This is a genomic window from Streptococcus sp. Marseille-P6264 (genome assembly GCF_902460355.1).
In the GTDB taxonomy this organism is placed as follows: domain Bacteria; phylum Bacillota; class Bacilli; order Lactobacillales; family Streptococcaceae; genus Streptococcus.
In genome coordinates this window covers 37,474-57,526 of record NZ_CABPTO010000002.1, presented here as the reverse complement: position 1 = coordinate 57,526, position 20,053 = coordinate 37,474, and the positions used below count along the sequence as shown (strand labels likewise).

The window sequence follows — 20,053 nt, the reverse complement described above, 5'->3', positions numbered from 1 at the left end:
TTTATAAAGGAGAAAATTATGTCAAAAGTCAGAAAAGCAGTCATCCCTGCAGCCGGTCTCGGTACCCGCTTTTTACCAGCCACTAAGGCACTAGCCAAGGAAATGCTGCCGATCGTTGACAAACCAACTATTCAGTTTATCGTCGAGGAAGCTCTTAAGTCTGGAATCAAAGACATTCTGGTTGTCACAGGAAAGTCAAAACGCTCCATAGAAGACCACTTTGATTCCAACTTTGAACTAGAATACAACCTCAAGGAAAAGGGCAAGAACGACCTGCTCAAGCTGGTGGACGAAACCACTGGTATTGGCTTGCATTTCATCCGTCAGAGCCATCCACGTGGGCTAGGAGATGCCGTCCTTCAAGCTAAGGCTTTCGTCGGAAATGAACCTTTTGTGGTCATGCTAGGTGATGATTTGATGGATATTACCAATGACAAGGCAGTGCCACTCACCAAGCAACTCATGGATGACTATGCGGCAACCCACGCATCTACAATTGCAGTTATGCAGGTTCCTCACGAAGAAGTCTCTGCTTATGGTGTTATTGCACCGCAAGGCGAAGGCGTCAATGGCCTTTACAGCGTTGAAAAATTTGTTGAAAAACCAGCACCAGAAGATGCACCAAGTGATTTGGCAATTATCGGACGCTATCTGCTTACACCAGAAATTTTTGAAATCCTAGAAAAACAAACTCCTGGCGCTGGCAATGAAATTCAACTGACTGATGCCATTGATACCCTCAACAAGACTCAGCGCGTTTTTGCCCGCGAATTTAAAGGCGACCGCTATGATGTCGGCGACAAGTTTGGCTTCATGAAAACTTCTATTGATTATGCCCTCAAACACCCTCAAGTTAAGGATGATTTGAAGCAATACATTATTGATTTGGGCAAAAAATTAGATAAGAAAACAAAAAATAAATAAAGCGCTCGAACAATAGATTAGCTGATGCATCAGCTTTTAACATCGTACAAAAAACACCTAGATTTACTAGGTGTTTTCTTATAAGTTATTCAATTACTTATTGTCTTGGTTGGAAGAGTAGTTAGTGTTAGGGAATGATTCTACATTCTTGAAATTTTTTCCATTATCAGAATTAGCCGCATAACCAAAGCGGTTATTTGGATTGCCTGCTGTATTGACAACTGTGGTTTGTGGAGTTTTTTCTGGCTCTGGACTAGGAGCTTCGCCGTATGATTTTGGTTGCTCAAAGACTTGGACACTTGTTATCTTACCTTTTGTAGCCGCATAGCCAAAGCGGTTATTTGGATTGCCTGCTGCATTTGCAACTGTGGATTCTGGAGTTTTTTCTGGCTCTGGACTAGGAGCTGGATCTTCTGGCTTCTTCTCTGGTTCTTGACCAGGAGCTGGTTTCTCTGATTCCTTTTCAGGTTCTTTTTCTGGAGTAGATGGTTCCTTATAATCATCAGGAAGAGACGCTCTATATGGATCATCTTTACGTCCAGCTGCTGCTAATTGAGCCTGCATTTGAGCCTCATAGTTTTTGAAATATCCAAATAGACGCTCAGATCTAGCTAAAGCTTCATTGGTTACTTCTGATTCTGCAGCCTTCGCAGCTTCTTCATTTCCTTTCAAAGCAGCATATTTATCATCTCTTGCTTTTTGCTCAATAATCCATTGTTTTTCCAACTCTTTCCAATGGTCCTGAACACTTTTTCCAAAGATATCTTGGTTCTTGATAGCCATTTGGTCAATGTGCCATACTGTCCAGTACCATGAGTTTGGATCATAAGTAGCTGTCTGTGGTTTAAAGGCCTTGTAAGTATCCTGAACGTTACCATAGAAAGGTACATATGGTGTGTTGCGTGATGGTCCTAAACCGAGCCAAACTTTACCACCGAAAGATTTTGGTAGTTTCGGATCAATTTGATAGACATGGGCATCGATAACATTTTCATTACCTAAAGCGTATTTGTACTGATCTTTCCGAACAGCATCATTTGCTCCATCATCACCTTGTTTCTTAACGCCAATTTGATCATCTGGTACGAAACGGCCATTCAAATGTTCAAAGCGGTTCCGTTGCATCGCAAAGGCATCTTCAAGAGTGAATTTCTTGTTTGGATCTGTTGGAGAGCGGAAAAGCTCGTACTCCTCATCTTCGTAAGTAATTTTAGATTTTGGATCAAGTAGTGTGATTCCTGCATATGTACGAGAACGGTCGCCTTCTGCATATTTTTCAGGGCCGTATGATTTAGCAATATGGAAATTACCATCTTTATCTGTCTTGTAGTTTCCTGCTTCTTTGGCTACTTTCTCTACATCTTCAGAAGCAATAACATTTTCTTTGTCCTTCAAATCTACATGGCCAAGGTAATAAGTATTAGCAAATACCGCGTATTTATCTTCTGGCACTTTCACGGCTACGTATTGGTGGCCAGACAAGATTTCCATGTACCAAGTCTCTTTTTGATCGGCAACAACCACTGTATTCCCTTCAGCAGAGCCCTTTTCTTGGATGACTTTTCCAAGCAATTCGATTGCTTCACGAGCTGTTTTGGCACGAGGCAAAATCACATCTAGCATAGCAGCTTCTGCCAAGCCATCTGCTTTTAAAGGATCTTTTTCAAGGACCTTTTTATTTGGGATTGCTGTGACTGTGGATGACATAGAAACACCTGCTTCATTAAAGCCATGTTCTCCAAAAGCACCGTTACTACCATCACCACGCGCAGAATCATAGGTTGCAGTATATTTCATTTCGCTGGCTGCACGTGGATAGGTGAAACCATTGGACTCATCCACAATCTGGTCGCCTTCCTTATATTTTTTGGCTTCCACAACAACATAGTTTTTGTTGTGCTTGCCACCATTCGGGTAGTAAGGATAGTCTTCTGTACGACCAAAAAGTGTTGATCCATCCTTGGTCAAATGCCGACCAATAATGAAACCACAGCAAGCTTGCACAGCTTGGACAGGTAAGAGCATGATTGCCATTAATGAAATAGCAATTTTAAAGATTGTCTTCTTCATTATGAACTCCTTTTTATTTTTTGGGGATACCCTTGATGTTTATAGTTCTAGTATAGTCCTTTTTAGATCTTTTTGCAAGCGCTTACAAAAATGTTTTTTTATACCTTTTACAGATAGAAAATAGAGAAAACATACATTGATGAAAAAGTAGAGATAGAAACATTCCCAGTTTATTCCTGATTTATGACTTATTATGAGCCTTTAAAGTAAAATCCCTTACTTCATAAACATCATATTTATAAAAAGAATGAGAGTGGGATAGAAATCGGTAATTCGTTAGAATTCGATTTCGTCGTCCCACCTCCGCACAGTTGAGTAGGGCTGTAAAAGCCGATGAAATCAGCGTAGTAGGGCCCACTCAACCACTGCGTCTTGCTCGACAATCCAAAGACAATTGAGAGGCTAGGACTTTTGTCCCAGACTCTGAGTTCATTTCTTAAAAAATTGGTCGTTGAAAAGTCAGAAAAATCAGGATAGCTGCTAATCCAAGGTAGGCCGCTAATGCTAAAAAACGTTGAGACTTGCTAAAAGCGTAGCGCTCTCCTGAAACTGGTAAGATCACAGCTCCTAAAGCTCCACCGACTAGACCGCCCAAGTGGCCTGCAAGACTAATTCCCGGTAAAAAACTCATGATCAGATTGACAGCCAGCAGGCTCATATAGGACTGACCCAGCTGCTGCAGATAGTAGTTTCGCGTAGCATAACGAAGCACAACAACGGAAGTAAAAAGACCGAAAAGAGCAGTAGAAGCCCCAGCTGCCAAGCTGTCGGGTGAAAAATAGACAACAAATAAGTTCCCCATCACTCCTGACATCAGGTAGAGTATCAAAAATTTCCAAGAGCCGAAGATAGCTTCAATCTGTCGACCAAGAAAGTAGAGCGTCAGCATATTAACCACAAAATGCTCTAAACCAATATGGACAAAAATAGCGGCAAAAACTCGCCAAAATTCTATAGGCATCTCTTGGATTGTATAGCCACGTACTGCCCCAAAGCGATACAAGGCATCCGTACTGCTGTATTGAAAACCGTAGGAAAGAAACATCAAGGCGAAAACAAGGCTCGTTAGGATAAGCAAAATGCTTGTCACGGGATAGTCTCTATCAAAGATTTGTTTCATAAATGAGTAACTCCTTTACTGCAACATCATGTTGAGCTGGTGTAAAATCTGCCTGCTGGGCTGCATAAATAGTGCTGATGGATGCTCCTGCATAATCAGCCAGATAACGGTCATAGTAGCCACCGCCGTAACCGATCCGAAAGCCTTGAGAATTGAAGACCACACCCGGCACATGAATCAGATCAATTTCTGTCTTATCAACAGCCTCTTCACTTATCGGCTCCATAAGTCCAAAAGAGCTTTTTTGCAGGCAACTTTCATCATAATCTACAAATATCATCCGACCCTGGCCATAGGTTTTGGGCACTAAAACACGCTTGCCATCTAACTGAGCCTGCTTGATAAAGGCTGCAGTTGAGACTTCATGCGGCATGGAAAGATAAGTAGCGATGACCTGAGCGTTTTGATAAGCTGCTGAACTGAGCAAGTGCTGGGTCAGCCAGCTATCTGCCAGCTCTTTTTCTTTTCCCGACAGTTTCTTCATTTGCTTTAGTACAGTTTGTCGTAGTTCTTTTTTCATGCGGCTCACCCCACCTTTTTTATCTTTCGTTGATTTTATAATCTAGGAATTTCCCAATCTTTTCAATCGCAAAGGGCAGTGCTGCCTCGTCCGGTGTCATCTTGGGATGATGGAGAGCATAGGGGCTGTCCACTCCCAGCCAGAACATGACGCCCTTGACCTTGCTGAGCAGATAGCCGAAATCCTCGCCTGTCATAGCCGGCGCAATATCAATCAGCTGAACCCCTTCTTCCTTCTGGAAAAAGTCCATCAATTCGTCTGCTAAGCCAGGATGATTTTCTACAGGCAGATAACCGCCTTGCTTGAGTTCCAAGTCCAATTCCAGACCGAAACTTTGAGCCACACCCTCTGCTATTTCCCGTAAGCGCTTCTGAGTCAAGATGTTCATCTCCTGAGTCAGAGTCCGAATGGTGCCATGCAAAAAGGCCGTTTCTGCGATGACATTGTTGGTCGTGCCAGCATGGAGCGAACCAAAGGTCACAACCGCCCCCTCGATAGGATCGACATTGCGGCTGACAATAGTCTGCACCTGGGTGATAAAGTAGCTAGCCGCCACCAAAGCATCATTGGCTTCATGAGGAAAAGCCGCATGCCCCCCCTTCCCCTTAAAAGTCAGCTTGACTTCGCAGGTGCCAGCAAAAAGCGTTCCTCTATTAGTGGCAATATCGCCAACTTTGAGATCTGGCCGCACATGGAGGCCGTAAAATTCATCCGGCAACCAGTCGCCAAAGGCACCGTCTTCGTACATGAGCATACCGCCAGCTTCATTTTCCTCAGCAGGCTGAAAGAGAAAGAGCAAATTGTGGGTAGGCTGAGCCCTCACAGCTTGCTCCAGCAGGCCTAGAGCCACCGTCATGTGCATATCGTGTCCGCAGGCATGCATGCGACCCTCATGAGTGCTGGCAAAGTCCAGACCTGTATCCTCCACAATCGGCAAACCATCAATATCTGTCCGCCAGCCAATCGTCTTATCGGGTGAACTTCCCTTGATAAAGACCAAAATACCAGTCCGCCAAGTTCGGATTTCCACAAAGTCTAGACCTGCTGTCAGGCCATCAATGACCTGCATCAGGTAGGCATGAGTCTTGTATTCTTCCAGACCGATTTCTGGTATCTGGTGTAAATCACGGCGAATGTTCAGATAATCAAGCATTTTTCTTTCCTTTAAAATCTTGTCAGTACAAACAAAGAGTCAGACCGCCCCGATGAAGTTCAAGGGCGGCTATTTTTAACCAATATTAAAGAGTACGCAGAGCGTCTTCCAGAGCTGTCTTCTGCTGGGTCTTCTCGTCAATGGTCTTGATAACTCGTGCTGGAACGCCAGCAACTACTACGTTTTCCGGAACATCCTGGGTCACAATCGCACCAGCCGCAACAACGGAACCACTGCCAATTTGTACACCTTCAATCACAACTGCATTGGCACCAATCAGCACATTGTCTCCAACCCGAACTGGCTCTGCGCTAGCTGGCTCAATGACTCCCGCCAGAACAGCACCAGCACCGACATGACTGTTTTTGCCGACAATCGCTCGGCCACCCAGAATAGCACCCATATCAATCATGGTTCCAGCACCGATTTCTGCACCGATATTGATGACTGCTCCCATCATGATGACAGCATTATCACCAATTTCAACTTGGTCACGGATAATAGCGCCCGGCTCAATACGGGCATTGATATCGCGCTTGTCCAAAAGCGGCACTGCAGAGTTGCGGGCATCCTGCTCTACGACATAGGTCTTATTTTCCTCTAAGTTCACTAGGAGCGGCTTGATTTCTTCCCAGTCTCCAAAAAGAACATTGCCTAATTTCACAACAGACCAAGGAATCGCTCCGTGCAATTCTCCATCGAAGGTTACCTTGACAGGAGTTTTTTTCTTGGCATCAGCGATGAATTTGATAATTTCTTGAGCATTCATTTTCGTAGCAGACATGGTGTCACCTCTTTGTTCTTTCTATTCTTTGTTTGGAGAGGAAAGTCCCCTCTCCTATCTCTTTTATTTCTCTATTATAACATAATTCGACTATGCAGTTGTGACTTTATTAGCAGCTAGTAGCTATTTGGACTCTTGGAGTTTATTCAGATGAAATTGGCCTTCCTTATCTCTTTTTCCCATCCTTCTATCCTTGTCTATTTAAGAAAAAATCCGTGCTCTCAGTCTAGGCTCTCAGACCGTACTTGTCATTATACTGGTGAGGCGGTAAGTCCCATTCACTTCGTCAAAATACAACGAAACAGACATCTTTTCCTTAGTTGGATAGCTCATACTAAAAAAATCAACTTGTTGTTTAAACGGTTTATGAGCATAAATACTCTTAGGCATCCCCAGTTCTTCTATGGCTTGCTTGACTTCCATTCCTTCTCGATCACTTTTGGGAATGAGCGACCGATAATCATCAACTGTCTTCGTAATTGATTCCCCAGCATTCTGGAAGAAAGCTGCAGATACCGTATAGAGCTCCATTCCTCCTCCAGTACTCCTAAGACGCATATTAACAACTCCTTTTCTTCCTGTTAGCTTGTATGAAAGCAGTACCAGTTGACTATTCTCCACACGATTATCCACACTCCCAGAGCTGGCTTTCCCATACTTCTCAACGATATCCTCTGGAGACACATTAGGTTGGTTCATAGTTTTAATCAACTCGAATATCTCTTCGAATGGAAAATCTACCTCTCGATTATCTTCAATAAAAGGTGAACTACTCTCCGTCAGGATCTCTATCTTATTTTCTGATTCTGTCGGAACAGTATTAACAGACGATATAGCCGATTGATTTCCTTCTGACTTAAAAGTTGGTCGCATATACATCATAAAGAAGCTAATCAGTCCCACTAGAACTGCGGCAATCACTAAGAGTGAGGCATAACGAGATAGCACAGACTTTGCTAAAAGCTGGCCATTAGGATTGCCTGCTGACTCTGTTCGCTGCTTTTCTTTCCTTTCTTCTTCCTTTGTCTGTTCGAGGGTGACTCCTCGTTCCCGCTGATTCTTGACCGACGAAGTGTTTCTGGCTTTAAACTTGGATTTATGCTCCCGCCTCAATGCTTCTAAATTTCTATCTTTCACCTTTTCACCTATCAACTAAAAACTTGATTGCTCATTCCCTTTCTACAAACGGCTGATTTTCCTGCTAGGCAAGCACTACTGAGCACTTGCTTCTCCTGCTTCGCTTGCCAAACCTGAGCTGTCTTTCAGTCGATAGCTTTGAGTGTCATCTTTTTCAAAAGAAAAACTAACCTCTTGACCATCCTCCAAACGATAAGAAATCGATAAAGTCGTATAGCTCAAGATTCCCCCATGCCAATCGAGGCGCTCTGGAAGTCCCAACTGACTGACAATCTCTTGATAGGTCTTTCCTTTCTCTATACCAGAAAGATCTTGACGAGTGAGCTGAGCATTTCGGTTAGGCAGTTGCGCACTACTGAGATGCGTACATTTTAGGGATTCCAACTTAAGAGTTTCAGAAGGACCAAGATAGCTCTTAAAAGAGAGCTTAACTTTCGCCTCTGTCCCTGCTTGTGAATAGTTTAAATCTATTGTCTTGATTAGATTATCTTGGTTCGTTTCCCTACCAGACTCAGCTTTCCCTAACTTTGCAACCACCTCGTCGACCTTTGTCAGATTTGGAACCGATGAAGTGAAGTCTGAGAATAAAGAAGTGATATCATCATAGGTGATATGAAACTGGTACTCCTCTTTCTTAGCAATCCATTCTGGACGATTATCAGATTTTAAATCTTGATCCTTTCCATATGAGTCTAACATACGAGAAATAGCTGCGGCTTCTTCCATGCGTTTTAAATCAGCATTCTTTTTCCACTGCTCTACTATGCTATACATTGAGGCTATAATCCCTAAAACGAAAAGTATCACCATCCATATCTTAGAAAAGATTCCTAGTTTTTTCTTCTTAAACTCTACTTTATCTATCTCTCTAGCAAGCTCATTAGAAGATATTCGCGGAGAAAGCTTGGTCTGTTTTGCTTCAGTTATAAGGCCTGACATCGACTGGCTAACTTGATTTCCACGAAAAACTTGATTTTGTTTTTTAGCTTTCAGTGATTCTAAACTAGAAATGAGACGCTTCAGCTCCCTCTGCTTTAATTCCAACAAATTCTGTGATAGAAGCGACAGAGGCTCCTTTACCTGCTGAACTCCTTCTAACTGCTCAGAAAACACCGGCTGGTCTTGAGAACTTGTTTTAGCCCCATAGCCGTTTTTGTCCTCTATCGAAGAGACGGCAGACGGCTCATTGCTTGAGCTCTCTATTGGAAATGCCACTTTTGATGGAGACGAAACGGAAGGACGAGCTTGATTTTCTTCCGGGCTCCCCTGCGCTTCTTGCAATCCAGTAGATGATTTGATATGTTGGTCTCCCTTGGTTTTCCATTTAGATAGAAAGAATGGTTGGCTATTTGCTGGCTTTTTCGTTTGAGACTTCTTGAATTTCGATTGATGCTTCTGCCTCAAAGCTTCCAGATTTCTCTTTCCCATAACTCCTCCTCTATTGGCTCTTCTATCATTGAAAAGACGATTCGTCTAATAGTTAACAATTCTTGCTCGCTGAATACTGCTATTCTATTTTCTATAACCATACCGGTCAAATAGCTGCACAAACTGTCAGGATGGCTACCTTTTATAAAATAACTATTTGAAGACAGTAGCCTAGCGTGAAACTTGTCATGCTAATATAACTTTATTCCAGTATATCATATTTTGAACTGGCTTAGCTTGAAAGCACACAAGCAAAAAGGCACGAACTCTCTTCCGTGCCCACAAAACCAACTATATATGACTATTTTTGTTTCACTTTTTCAGCCAAAAATAACTTCATCCGAACTCCTTTCCGATCTTGGTCCTCTGCTTTTCTAGAACCGTCCAAATAGCAGCCAGCTCAACTTTCTGGATAAAAGCCTATCCCATTGCTCCTGCATCTTCTCTGACTGTAACATATAATCAGGGAAAGGAAAACTGCTGCTGAATAGAGCTGAATAGATAAGTAAGTAAAAGACAAGCTAGATAGCGAGCTAACTAACAAAACATGATAAAATCTATTTTTTAAAATAGCAAAAAACCTCCTAGAAGGGAGGTTGTACCTAGTTTTAGACTTTTATTTTTCTAAATTGCTTGATTTGAAATTTTATTATGGTCAAGCAGTTTCGAAAATCTGAATGGTAGAGCTCTTTTCAATTACTACTGCTTGGTCTGCTGCAACATGGAGAGTGCCCGGCAGGCTGCCCTCTTTTGAACCATCAAAAGAAATCGTGATATGGCCCAGTCCAGTTAGATTTTTTTCTACTACATTTCCTACGGCAGTAATCGAATATTCCTGACTATCTACGACTAGCTTTCCACCTTCTAGTATTGCACCTAGAAGATTTTTGTTATCGATTTTAAAACAATACTCTGCTAAGTCTTCCGGAGCTTCTTCTCCAAACAAAATGAGCATATTGGCATCTTGAATCATATTCTGAGCTTCAGGCCCCACTTGAATTACTTTAGCTTCAAAAATTTTCTTCATCTAATTCCTATTCATCCTTTCTCAAATCTGTCATAAACTTATGCTTATAGATAAGTTTAACATAATAGTTGCTATGTTTACGTGCATCTATCAAAGGTCTACTGATAAAGACCAATACTAGCTATCCAAGCTACTAGCACCCGCGGAACACCATTGAGGAAGCGTGAATAAAGCACAGAAGGGACACCAACCTCAACTGTTTCAGACTTGGCTTCAGATAGACCGAGTGCTACAGGAATGAAATCACAACCGTTTTGAGTGTTGATAGCAAATATAGCTGGCAGAGCCATTTGGGGCGGAATATTCCCTTTGCCGATTTCAACTCCAATTAAGGTTCCAATAATCTGACTGATAACAGCTCCGGGGCCTAACAAAGGAGAAAGGAATGGCAAGGAACAGATAAAGCCAATCAAAATGAGTCCCCAGATGTTCCCTGCTAGGGGAACCATTAATTTTGCCAGCCAATTTCCAACACCGGAACCTTGAATAACCCCAATCAGCAAGGAAACAAAGGCCATGAAAGGAATGATTGTGTTGAGCATTGTTTGGATGGCTTCACGAGCAGCCTGGTTGAAAGTCGCAACGACCTTCCCAGCGCCCATCCCAATTCGTGCTACAATACTTGTTTCAGCTTTTTGCTCTGTAATTTTTTTAGTAGTATCGTAAGTTGGCTTTTCTGTTACCACAGTTGTCTCTTTTTCATCTTCATTAGCAGCAGAAATTTGATTAAGGCCAACTGCTGACACATAGATTTCCTCAGTGATATATTGAGCTAGAGGGCCACTTTTCCCTGTAGCGACAATATTGATTGTAGGGATCCCCTTTTTAGGATAAATACCGCAGCGAAGAGTACCGCCACAATCCACGATTGCTAAAGCAATTTCCTCATCAGGGATAGAAGTTTTAAACCCGTTAACAGCTTCCATACCGGTCAAATCAGCAATTTTATCTACAATATCTGGCTTTTCTCCGCCGCCAGTGATATAGATAAATTTGTGCTTAGCCTCACTAGGTGTAATGACCAAAGGTCCTCCGAAGCCGCCATTTCCTTTAACAACTTTTATACTCTTATATGACATAATTTCACTCTTTCTATCAATCAAATGTTTTACTCAAGGTAACACCTTGCTGTTTTGCTACATAAGCAGTTGTAAAATCGGTCACCCAACCGCCTACAAAGTTCATGACAAGCCCAACAAGCATGTAACGAATGGCTAAGTCCATTTGACTTAAACCTAAAGTTTGAATTCCTGTTGCAATTCCCATCCATACAAACAATTCCCCAGGATTGATATGCGGAAATACACCATTTGAAGTGTGGCAGAACTGCATCTGAGCTGCTACAAAACTAGGTTTATAATATTCTGGTAAGAAACGTCCCATACTGATTGCCATCGGATTCCCCAGCATAAAGGCTGAAATGAAAGGTAAAATCATATACCGGCTAATAGGATTTTTGGCAGAAATCTTAGCCAGAGAATTGACCTTCTCTTCTCCCAAGAAAGCGATAAGTGTATTCATTGCAATCAATAGCATTAAGACAAGCGGCACAATATTTGTCATCCAGCTAATAAAGGTTTCTCCACCTAATTGGAAGAGTTTCATAAAACTCTCTGCAAAATTTGTAATGTGATTCATAAGGAACTCCCTTTCTTATTTTTTTTAAATAACTGTTTAATAGATAATTGTAAGTAATTCGCATAAAAGCCGAATCCCAGAAAAGAATCAGATGAACCTGTCTCTTTCTCAATACCTGCCTCATGCCAAAGATAGACTTTTCTAGCATCTTCTATGGCTGATTGCATCAACTTATTTTCTTTTCTCACAAGAGGATTATACTTGTCAAAATAATGGATGTCTTCTCCAACATAATCGTCCATATTTTGAAAACGTGCTAAGATTGTGACTCCTTGCATTTTGCTAGCTTTAAGAACCCGACCGTTTTCATCAACCGCGAACATGACAATCGTACCGGATTTGATTCTTCCGGACTCCCTGCCAATCGCTACGCGCCCCAGTTTTCGGAGCATCGTGTAGGTCTTATTGAAGTCTTTAAGTTGCTGCCAGCCGAGGAACATTTGAAATACATAAGCTGCCATGACAAATACAGCGAAAATTATTAGCGAACTCATTAAAATACTCCTTTACTCTTAGAAAATGATAGAAACTCTGTCTCTGTTTCTACAGCCCTCAATGCTTCTTTTAGAGAAGGCTCTCCTGCAATTCGAAAAATGTCGTCATACAATTCCAGCAATTCACTTTCCATTTTTCTTTCAATTTCTGAGGGAATGGCGACTAGAAAGATAAATTCAATCCATTCATCTTCTTTTTGATAAGGCTCTTCTAGTTTTCCGAACATTAAAATAGTCTTTGCATAACCCTGGTTAATTGTATGGGGGAAGGCAATTCCTCCACCAAAAATGGTTGATTGCTTTTTCTCCCTATCAATTATCCGATTTCTAAACCCTTCATCAATCATCTGAAGTTTCTCTAACTCTGCAACCATATTTAGCAAGTATTGCTGATAGGTTTTTTGGGGGCTCAACCGAAGAAAGCGTAAGCTGACTGTTTCTAGATTTTTTTGATGAAAAGCATTGGCCCTCTGCCATTCTTCCTGCAGCCATTGATCATCAAAAAGATGATTAACTTGAATGACTGGAGATTTGGAATTTTTATATTTCAGAGGCACCGTCGTAAAAATTGCAAAATATTCCTGGTTCAGCTCTACATTAAAATCCTCTTCAGAATGTTGGGTAATGTCTATATCATTTCCAAGGACTCGCCTGAGTTGCTGAATAATCATCGCAGCAGTTCCTCTTCCTGTTGTGCAAACTACAGCTATCTGCTTGCGAGAACCCTTAACAGCAGAATTTTGCTTTCTTAAAATCATTTCAAAATACAAAGCCAGATATCCGATTTCAGATAATTCCAATTCAGAACCAAAAATTACAGATAGTTCTTCTCCAGCTATTTTTGCCATTTCAAAAGCAAAAGGATATTGAGTTTGAACCTCGCCATGAAATATATCATTAGCTTGCACATGGAAAATCAGTCGATTGATTAAGGGGCCTAGATGAGATTTGATTTCTTCAAATAACTCTTCATCATCAAAGTGAACCAACATTGTTTCTTTGACTTTCTTGACAATCCCTTGAAAAATGTTTGAAAGCTGTTCAGATTGATAAGACGGCTTGCTTAAAGTGTCAATAAAACGGACATTAAACGGAAAACACAAAAAGTCTATCTCAAACTGACTGAGGGAAATCTTATAAGTCATCTCAATATGATAGATTAATTTCTCAGCCAAATGTGTCTCTGTTAAATCATTCCTATAGTAAGGAATAGGACAATTCAACACTCTAGATGTATGAATACGCTCCACCATAATTGAAATGGTCTTTCGAAGGAGTTCCTGTGTTTCTTTAGGGATTTTATAGTCCTGAACTAGCGTCTCCAGAAAAGAAGATGTTGCCTCAGTGAGTGTCCTTCCTTCAAAGTAAGGAGCCACTTGGTGAATATAGAGTAAGCGCAAATTCAGCTCGCTCCCCAAGACCTCCAGCCCACGGTTGGGCTTTCCTGAAATAGTGATAGAGTAACTCTCTGCCAAAGATTTTACTTGTTTCAAATCCTTATTAAGGGTACTTCTACTAACACCTACTTCCTCAGCCAAGTCGTCAATAAGAAGAGGGGAGGTTGACTCAATTAAACGTTTTAGCAAATAGGCAATTCTTTTACTGGAAGAATTGAAGTCACTCTCCTGTTTTAAACTACCAGATAAAATCCTTTCCAACTCTGTATAGTCATACACTTCTAACATTAACTGATCATCTTGTGTGATAATCTGGATATTAGGAGCCAAAACATCATTTAATTGTTGGATACTCTTTTGCAAGGTTTGCAAGCTAATATCCAGTTCTGAGCGCATATCTACCAAGGAATAAGTTGGCTGCGAGACCATTTTATCTAAAATATTATACCACCGATTTACTAAGGTCAACTCTCTTCCCCACCTTCATTGTTTTAACCGCGAGTTTTACCTCCGGCAATATTTGTAGTGACACCTGTTATATAGCTAGAACGGTCTGAAATATAGAACGCTACAAGATCAGCTACTTCCCGTAGTTTCCCACTCCGTCCCAATGGAGTCGTTGAAGTTGAAGCATAACCAGCTCGAATATCTTCTACCGTCTTTCCACGAGTATAAGCAAGAGCTTCCTCATAAGAAAGAGTTCGAAGTCCCGTAGCTTCCATAATTCCTGGAGCAATTCCAACCACACGTACACCATGTTTACCAAGCTCTTTCGCCCATGAACGAGTGTAACTATAGACTGCCGCTTTCGTTGCAGCATAGGCACTTTGTCCTTCAGAACCTTCCAAGCCTGCTTCTGAAGCCATATTCACAATTACACCTTTTCCGTTTTGAACCAGAATCCGGCCTACTGCCTGACTAACCAAATACAGACCTTTTTGGTTAATCATTGTTACTTTTTCAAACGTTTCATCGTCTAACTCGTAAGGACCTTTAGGATTTTCTGCATCAATTAATAATCTAGGAACATTAATCCCTGCATTATTGACTACCGCATCAATATTGCCAAATCTTTCAACTATTTTGGCAACACCCTCTTCTACTTCAGAGCGAGAAGTTACATCAACTTTTACAAATAATAGATTCGGGTGACGTAAATCGTTGTCGCTAAGATCAAAATTCGCTACATTGACTCCTAATTCCAACAATTCTTCGACGATTGCCTTACCAATCCCAGATGACGCACCCGTCACAAGAACTGTTTTGCCTTTAATGTCTAACCAATCATTCATTTTGATACCTCTCAAATTTTATTTACAAGGCAATTATACAGCGCTTTCATAAAAGAATTAAGACACTCTTTTTTACACTGTTCAAAAAAATAATAAACTAATTAAGAGGCTTGTACTAAAAAATCCACAAGAAATGAACCTGTGGATCTTTTTATATCCTGAATGAACTCAAAGCATATGAGAATCAAAGGCGTGCATTCAACTCAGCACCCAGCTCTTCAAAGCCTGGTTTCCCAAGAAGAGCAAACATGTTTTTCTTATAAGCCTCAACTCCAGGCTGATCAAATGGATTGATACCATTCAGGTAGCCAGAAAGAGCAATAGCTAACTCAAAGAAGTAAATAGTATAGCCCAAAGTGAACTCATCTTGCTCAGGCAGGGTCACAAACATATTTGGCACTCCGCCGTCTGTGTGAGCTAACAGCACTCCATCTGTTGCTTTCTTATTGACAAAGTCAACATCTTTTCCTTGCAGATAACCAAGGCCATCCAAGTCTTCTGCTAATTCAGGAATCAACACATTTTTGCGAGGCTTATCTACACGAATAACTGTTTCAAAGAGGATACGAGTTCCTTCTTGAATAAATTGCCCCAAAGAGTGCAGGTCTGTTGAGAAGTTGGCTGAAGTTGGGTAGATACCTTTTTGGTCTTTACCTTCTGACTCACCAGCCAGTTGCTTCCACCATTCTGAGAAGTATTGCAAAGATGGTTCGTAGTTAGCTAGAACTTCTGTCAGATAACCTTTACGGTACAAGATATTGCGTACAACTGCATATTGATATGCTTCATTTTCAGCCAACTTATCAGAAGCATAAGCCTTGCGAGCAGCATTTGCTCCTTCCATCAACTTGCTGATATCAGCCCCTGCAGCTGCGATTGGCAAGAGTCCCACTGCTGTCAATACTGTAAAACGACCACCAACACTATCAGGCACTACAAAAGTATCCCAGCCATTAGCATCTGCTTCAACCTTAACTGCACCTTTAGCGCGGTCTGTAGTTGCATAAATCCGTTTATTTGCTTCTTCCTGACCATACTTCTTAACCAAGAGTTCTTTGAAGACACGGAAAGCAATAGCAGGCTCTGTAGTTGTTCCTGACTTAGAAATAACGTTGACAGAGAAATCTTTGTCTGATACATAATCTATCAAATCAGCCAAATAGCTTGAAGAGATAGAATTACCAGCATAGAGGATTTGAGGTGCCTTACGTTCTTCCTTGCTTTGTAGATTTACAAAAGAATTATTCAAGAAATCAATCGCTGCACGTGCCCCTAAATAAGATCCTCCAATACCGATGACGATTAACACTTCACTATCAGATTGGATTTTAGCAGCCACCTTTTGAATACGAGCAAATTCATCTTTATCATATTCTTCAGGCAAATTCAACCAGCCTGTCATTTCTGCTCCAGGACCTGTTCCGTTTCGTAGAGCATTATCTGCTGCAGTCACTTGAGGCTGCATATAATCTAATTCATGTGGTGCTACAAACTTATCCAGTACCTTTGAATAGTCAAATTTAATATGTGTCATGTTTATCCTCCAATTGTTCTTTTCTTTTATGATAACGCTTTAAGAAAAAATAAGCAAGTACTTTTACTATTTTAAAACGTTTACATTTTTATTCTATACTATTTTTCTAAATAAGCTAACCCTAGGGCATAACTGAGAGCAATCGTTTGCGCAAGTCAACAAATCTTAGGCCTATTGAGAAGAACAGTTTTGATTGACAAGAAAACCAATATGCTTCTTAAGATTGGATGTCAGCTGAATTCATTTCAGGTCCGTTCAAACTAGATTCACTGCTCCAATATTCATCTGCGCCTTACACAGGCTTGATTCTTAAATATCGGAACCTAGTTCTCACTTTGCTCAAACTGCGTCAATGTCTCTAAACTCATCTTCCTCCTTCGGAGTTGATTTGTTAAGAGGCATAGAAAAAGAGCACACAGTTCAAATCGCTTAGGGCTGCTGGATTCCTCCCCTGACCCGCTTCACGCAGAACTGTTGCTCCACTAATTAGTATAACACAAACTTTCTTTTTTGGCTAATTTTCTCTACTTTTTCCTGCGATTTCTGAAAAAGTTCTGCATAATCGCCGCACATTCTTCTTCTAAAAGGCCGCTTTCAACCTCTACGCGGTGATTCAAGCGCTCATCCGTCAGGATATCGTAGAGACTGCCCCCAGCCCCGAATTTCTGGTTTTTCGCTCCATAGATCACCTTTGGAATCCGAGCCAGACCGATAGCCCCGCTACACATGACACAGGGCTCAATGGTGACAAAAAGCGTCGTATCCAGCAGGCGCCAGCTATTTTCACGCTGATTGGCCTCTTCAATCGCCATGATTTCCGCATGCATGACCGCCCGCTGCAGCTCCTCACGTGCATTATGCCCGCGTCCGATAATCTGACCATCCTTGACCAAAACACAGCCAATCGGTATTTCATCATTGGCGAGGGCAATCTCTGCCTCCTTCAAAGCTTCCCGCATAAATATCTCTTTTTCCTCTATCGTGTAGTCCATCTCTTCCCTCTTCCTTTTAGTTTCTTTGTTCATTATACCACAGGCAACTTATGACTCACAAAAAAGCCGCCGATTGGGCGACTCTTATGGGAGATTATTATGAAAAAGTTTAGGAGGTTTAAACAAAGTTAGGAGGTCTTTGTTTATGTTTCTAGTATAGCTGGCCTATCTTAAATAAAACTTAAGCTTTTTGAATATTGATAATTTTAGCAATATCGCTAACTTTTTGGGCAATATAAGTGGCTCCGGCTTCTTCCAATTCTTCCCTGCTACCAAAGCCATAAAGGACGCCGATAGAATCAAGCTTTTGCGCTTGAGCGCCAAGCACATCGTGCTCCCTGTCTCCAATCATGATGGTATGCGCCAAATCTGTAATCCCATTTTGCTCTAAGGCATACTGGATAACATCGCATTTTTTACTACGTTTTCTATCCATGGTTGCACCAGCGACAAAATCAAAATAGTCATACAAACCAAAATGCTTGAGAATTTGAATGGAAAATTCTTCAGGTTTTGACGTAGCTACAATCAACTGTTTTCCAGCCTGCTTCAAAGACGCCAACAAGTCAGGGATACCTGGATAGACCTCATTTTCATAAAGACCTTTTTCAGAAAAATACTCATGATAGTAGTCAATGGCCTTTAAACATTCTTCCTTAGAAAATCCATAAAAGCGCTCAAAAGACTCCTGCAAGGGCGGACCGATGAAGACTCTTAAGGCTTTCTTGTCTGGCACTTGGATCCCATATTTTCCTAAGGCATAGGCCACCGAGTTGGTAATCCCTAGTTCTGAATTGGTCAAGGTACCGTCTAGGTCAAATAAAATCGTTTGATACATTTTTTCCTCTTTCTGCTTTCAAAAAGAGGCTGGGACAAAAGTCCTAGCCTCTCAATTGTCTTTGGATTGTCGAGCAAGACGCAGTGGTTGAGTGGGCTCTACTAGGCTGATTCCATCAGCTTTTACAGCCCTACTCAACTGTGCGGAGGTGGGACGACGAAATCGAATTCTAACGAATTACCGATTTCTGTCCCACTCTCTTGTCTTCATTTGCTTATAAACTTGACCAAACACTTTCCAAGATATTGGTTTGCTCGCGACCTGGTCCGACTGAGAAGGTCGAAATGCGGACTCCAACCAGTTCGCTGACACGGCGAACATAATTGCGGGCATTTTCTGGGAGGTCTTCTAGACTGCGGACACCAGTGATGTCTTCTGACCAACCTGGCAATTCTTCATAGATTGGCTTGCAGCGCTTGAGCTGCTCCAGACTTGCTGGATAATGGTCGATTCTCTCCCCATCCAAATCGTAGGCTACACAGATTTTGACTGTATCCAGACCACTCAAAACGTCAATGGAGTTGAGAGAAAGGTTGGTAATTCCTGATACACGGCGGCTGTGGCGCATCACAACGGAGTCAAACCAGCCCACTCGACGCGGACGGCCCGTCGTTGTACCGTATTCATGGCCCACTTCGCGGATACGTTCGCCCACTTCATCAAACAATTCAGTTGGGAATGGTCCATCACCGACACGGCTCGTATAGGCCTTGCAGACACCAACTACCTTGTCAATCTTGCTTGGACCAACACCTGAACCAATCGTCACCCCACCAGCAACTGGGTTAGATGACGTTACAAATGGATAGGTACCTTGGTCAATATCCAGCATGACGCCTTGAGCCCCTTCAAAGAGGACACGCTTGCCTTGATCCAGCGCATCGTTAAGGATGACAGATGTGTCAGTCACATACTGCTTGATTTGCTGACCGTATTCATAATATTCTTCAAAAATATCGTCAACGCTCATCGCTTGGCTATCGTACAATTTCTCAAAGAGGCGGTTTTTCTCAGTAAGATTCCGTTCCAAGCGCTCTCTGAAAATGTCTTTATCCAAGAGGTCAGCGATACGGATACCAACACGCGCAGCCTTGTCCATGTAGGCAGGACCGATTCCCTTGATCGTCGTTCCGATTTTATTGTCGCCTTTAGCTTCCTCTTGCAGACGATCCAGCTCGATATGGTAAGGCAGAATGACATGGGCACGGTCTGAAATGCGTAAATTATCTGTGGTAACACCTTCTTGGTGCAGATAAGCCAACTCCTTGACCAGAGATTTAGGATTGACCACCATCCCATTTCCGATCACTGAGATCTTTTCTGGGAAGAAAATTCCTGACGGAATCAAGTGCAATTTATATTTTTTCCCGTCAATCACAATCGTATGTCCAGCATTGTCACCGCCTTGGTAGCGGGCAATCACTTCAGCATTGGCCGAAAGGAAATCCGTAATTTTCCCTTTTCCTTCATCTCCCCATTGGGTTCCTACAACAACAACTGATGTCATAATTTCGTCTGAGCCACAAGAGCTCTTCCTTTCTTAATCTACAAGGCAGGAGTTTCACCTGCAAACGTATCTTACACTTTATTATAAGAAAATTTTGAATTTTTTTCAAGATCAGGTATCTTTTAAATTTGGATTTTCACTTTTGAAAGCGAATAATTCTTTTTGGATTTTTCTATTTTAACGAAATATATCCAACAA

The 20,053-nt window shown here is 41.7% G+C and carries 18 protein-coding genes and 1 other RNA gene; 1 reads left to right on the top strand and 18 read right to left on the bottom strand.

Features of this window, described 5'->3' with window-relative positions:
• Positions 1 to 18 precede the first annotated feature (18 nt).
• A complete protein-coding gene (gene galU, locus FZ941_RS03805; RefSeq protein ID WP_125404926.1) occupies positions 19 to 924 on the top strand; it encodes a UTP--glucose-1-phosphate uridylyltransferase GalU in 906 nt (301 codons plus the stop codon).
• 93 nt (positions 925 to 1,017) lie between these two features.
• Here galU and FZ941_RS03800 read toward each other — a convergent pair whose 3' ends face one another.
• The 18 genes from FZ941_RS03800 to FZ941_RS03710 all read right to left on the bottom strand — a co-directional run bounded on the left by FZ941_RS03800 (position 1,018) and on the right by FZ941_RS03710 (position 19,855).
• Positions 1,018 to 2,994: a C69 family dipeptidase gene (locus tag FZ941_RS03800; protein WP_148886902.1), complete on the bottom strand. Its 1,977-nt coding sequence runs from the start codon at positions 2,992 to 2,994 to the stop codon at positions 1,018 to 1,020.
• 436 nt (positions 2,995 to 3,430) lie between these two features.
• Positions 3,431 to 4,114, bottom strand: a complete 684-nt coding sequence (locus tag FZ941_RS03790) for a rhomboid family intramembrane serine protease (RefSeq protein WP_148886901.1) — start codon at positions 4,112 to 4,114, stop codon at positions 3,431 to 3,433.
• Positions 4,098 to 4,634, bottom strand: a complete 537-nt coding sequence (locus tag FZ941_RS03785; protein ID WP_148886900.1) for a 5-formyltetrahydrofolate cyclo-ligase — start codon at positions 4,632 to 4,634, stop codon at positions 4,098 to 4,100. Before FZ941_RS03785 ends, FZ941_RS03790 begins: the two co-directional genes overlap by 17 nt.
• A gap of 19 nt (positions 4,635 to 4,653) precedes the next feature.
• Complete coding sequence (locus FZ941_RS03780; protein ID WP_148886899.1) at positions 4,654 to 5,787, bottom strand: N-acetyldiaminopimelate deacetylase; 1,134 nt, start codon at positions 5,785 to 5,787, stop codon at positions 4,654 to 4,656.
• Between the two features lie 85 nt (positions 5,788 to 5,872).
• Entirely contained in the window at positions 5,873 to 6,571 is a 699-nt protein-coding gene (gene dapD / locus FZ941_RS03775; protein WP_125387234.1) for a 2,3,4,5-tetrahydropyridine-2,6-dicarboxylate N-acetyltransferase, read from the bottom strand.
• 234 nt (positions 6,572 to 6,805) lie between these two features.
• Positions 6,806 to 7,708 (bottom strand): hypothetical protein, encoded by a 903-nt coding sequence (locus FZ941_RS03770; RefSeq protein ID WP_262366267.1) that lies wholly within the window; start codon positions 7,706 to 7,708, stop codon positions 6,806 to 6,808.
• Positions 7,709 to 7,783: 75 nt separating this feature from the next.
• A complete protein-coding gene (locus tag FZ941_RS03765; RefSeq protein ID WP_247950987.1) occupies positions 7,784 to 8,989 on the bottom strand; it encodes a hypothetical protein in 1,206 nt (401 codons plus the stop codon).
• An 802-nt stretch (positions 8,990 to 9,791) separates the two neighbouring features.
• On the bottom strand, positions 9,792 to 10,163 hold the full coding sequence (locus tag FZ941_RS03760; RefSeq protein WP_048766068.1) for a PTS glucitol/sorbitol transporter subunit IIA: 372 nt from the start codon (positions 10,161 to 10,163) through the stop codon (positions 9,792 to 9,794).
• 98 nt (positions 10,164 to 10,261) lie between these two features.
• Positions 10,262 to 11,242 carry a PTS glucitol/sorbitol transporter subunit IIB gene (locus tag FZ941_RS03755; RefSeq protein WP_048766067.1) on the bottom strand — a complete coding sequence of 327 codons (981 nt, stop codon included), beginning with the start codon at positions 11,240 to 11,242 and terminating at the stop codon, positions 10,262 to 10,264.
• A 16-nt stretch (positions 11,243 to 11,258) separates the two neighbouring features.
• Positions 11,259 to 11,801 carry a PTS glucitol/sorbitol transporter subunit IIC gene (locus tag FZ941_RS03750; RefSeq protein WP_125382865.1) on the bottom strand — a complete coding sequence of 181 codons (543 nt, stop codon included), beginning with the start codon at positions 11,799 to 11,801 and terminating at the stop codon, positions 11,259 to 11,261.
• Complete coding sequence (locus FZ941_RS03745) at positions 11,798 to 12,295, bottom strand: transcriptional regulator GutM (RefSeq protein ID WP_125382868.1); 498 nt, start codon at positions 12,293 to 12,295, stop codon at positions 11,798 to 11,800. Before FZ941_RS03745 ends, FZ941_RS03750 begins: the two co-directional genes overlap by 4 nt.
• Complete coding sequence (locus FZ941_RS03740; protein WP_125383175.1) at positions 12,295 to 14,121, bottom strand: PTS sugar transporter subunit IIA; 1,827 nt, start codon at positions 14,119 to 14,121, stop codon at positions 12,295 to 12,297. Before FZ941_RS03740 ends, FZ941_RS03745 begins: the two co-directional genes overlap by 1 nt.
• A gap of 62 nt (positions 14,122 to 14,183) precedes the next feature.
• Positions 14,184 to 14,984: an SDR family oxidoreductase gene (locus tag FZ941_RS03735; protein ID WP_048766056.1), complete on the bottom strand. Its 801-nt coding sequence runs from the start codon at positions 14,982 to 14,984 to the stop codon at positions 14,184 to 14,186.
• Positions 14,985 to 15,168: 184 nt separating this feature from the next.
• Positions 15,169 to 16,518, bottom strand: a complete 1,350-nt coding sequence (locus FZ941_RS03730; protein ID WP_125382871.1) for a glucose-6-phosphate isomerase — start codon at positions 16,516 to 16,518, stop codon at positions 15,169 to 15,171.
• A gap of 400 nt (positions 16,519 to 16,918) precedes the next feature.
• An RNA gene (gene ffs / locus FZ941_RS03725) (signal recognition particle sRNA small type) lies at positions 16,919 to 17,004 on the bottom strand.
• Between the two features lie 38 nt (positions 17,005 to 17,042).
• Complete coding sequence (gene tadA, locus FZ941_RS03720; protein WP_179856637.1) at positions 17,043 to 17,510, bottom strand: tRNA adenosine(34) deaminase TadA; 468 nt, start codon at positions 17,508 to 17,510, stop codon at positions 17,043 to 17,045.
• A gap of 181 nt (positions 17,511 to 17,691) precedes the next feature.
• A complete protein-coding gene (locus FZ941_RS03715; RefSeq protein WP_148886898.1) occupies positions 17,692 to 18,348 on the bottom strand; it encodes an HAD family hydrolase in 657 nt (218 codons plus the stop codon).
• Between the two features lie 214 nt (positions 18,349 to 18,562).
• Positions 18,563 to 19,855, bottom strand: coding sequence for an adenylosuccinate synthase (locus tag FZ941_RS03710; protein ID WP_148886897.1), 1,293 nt, complete (start codon positions 19,853 to 19,855; stop codon positions 18,563 to 18,565).
• Between the last annotated feature and the right edge of the window lie 198 nt (positions 19,856 to 20,053).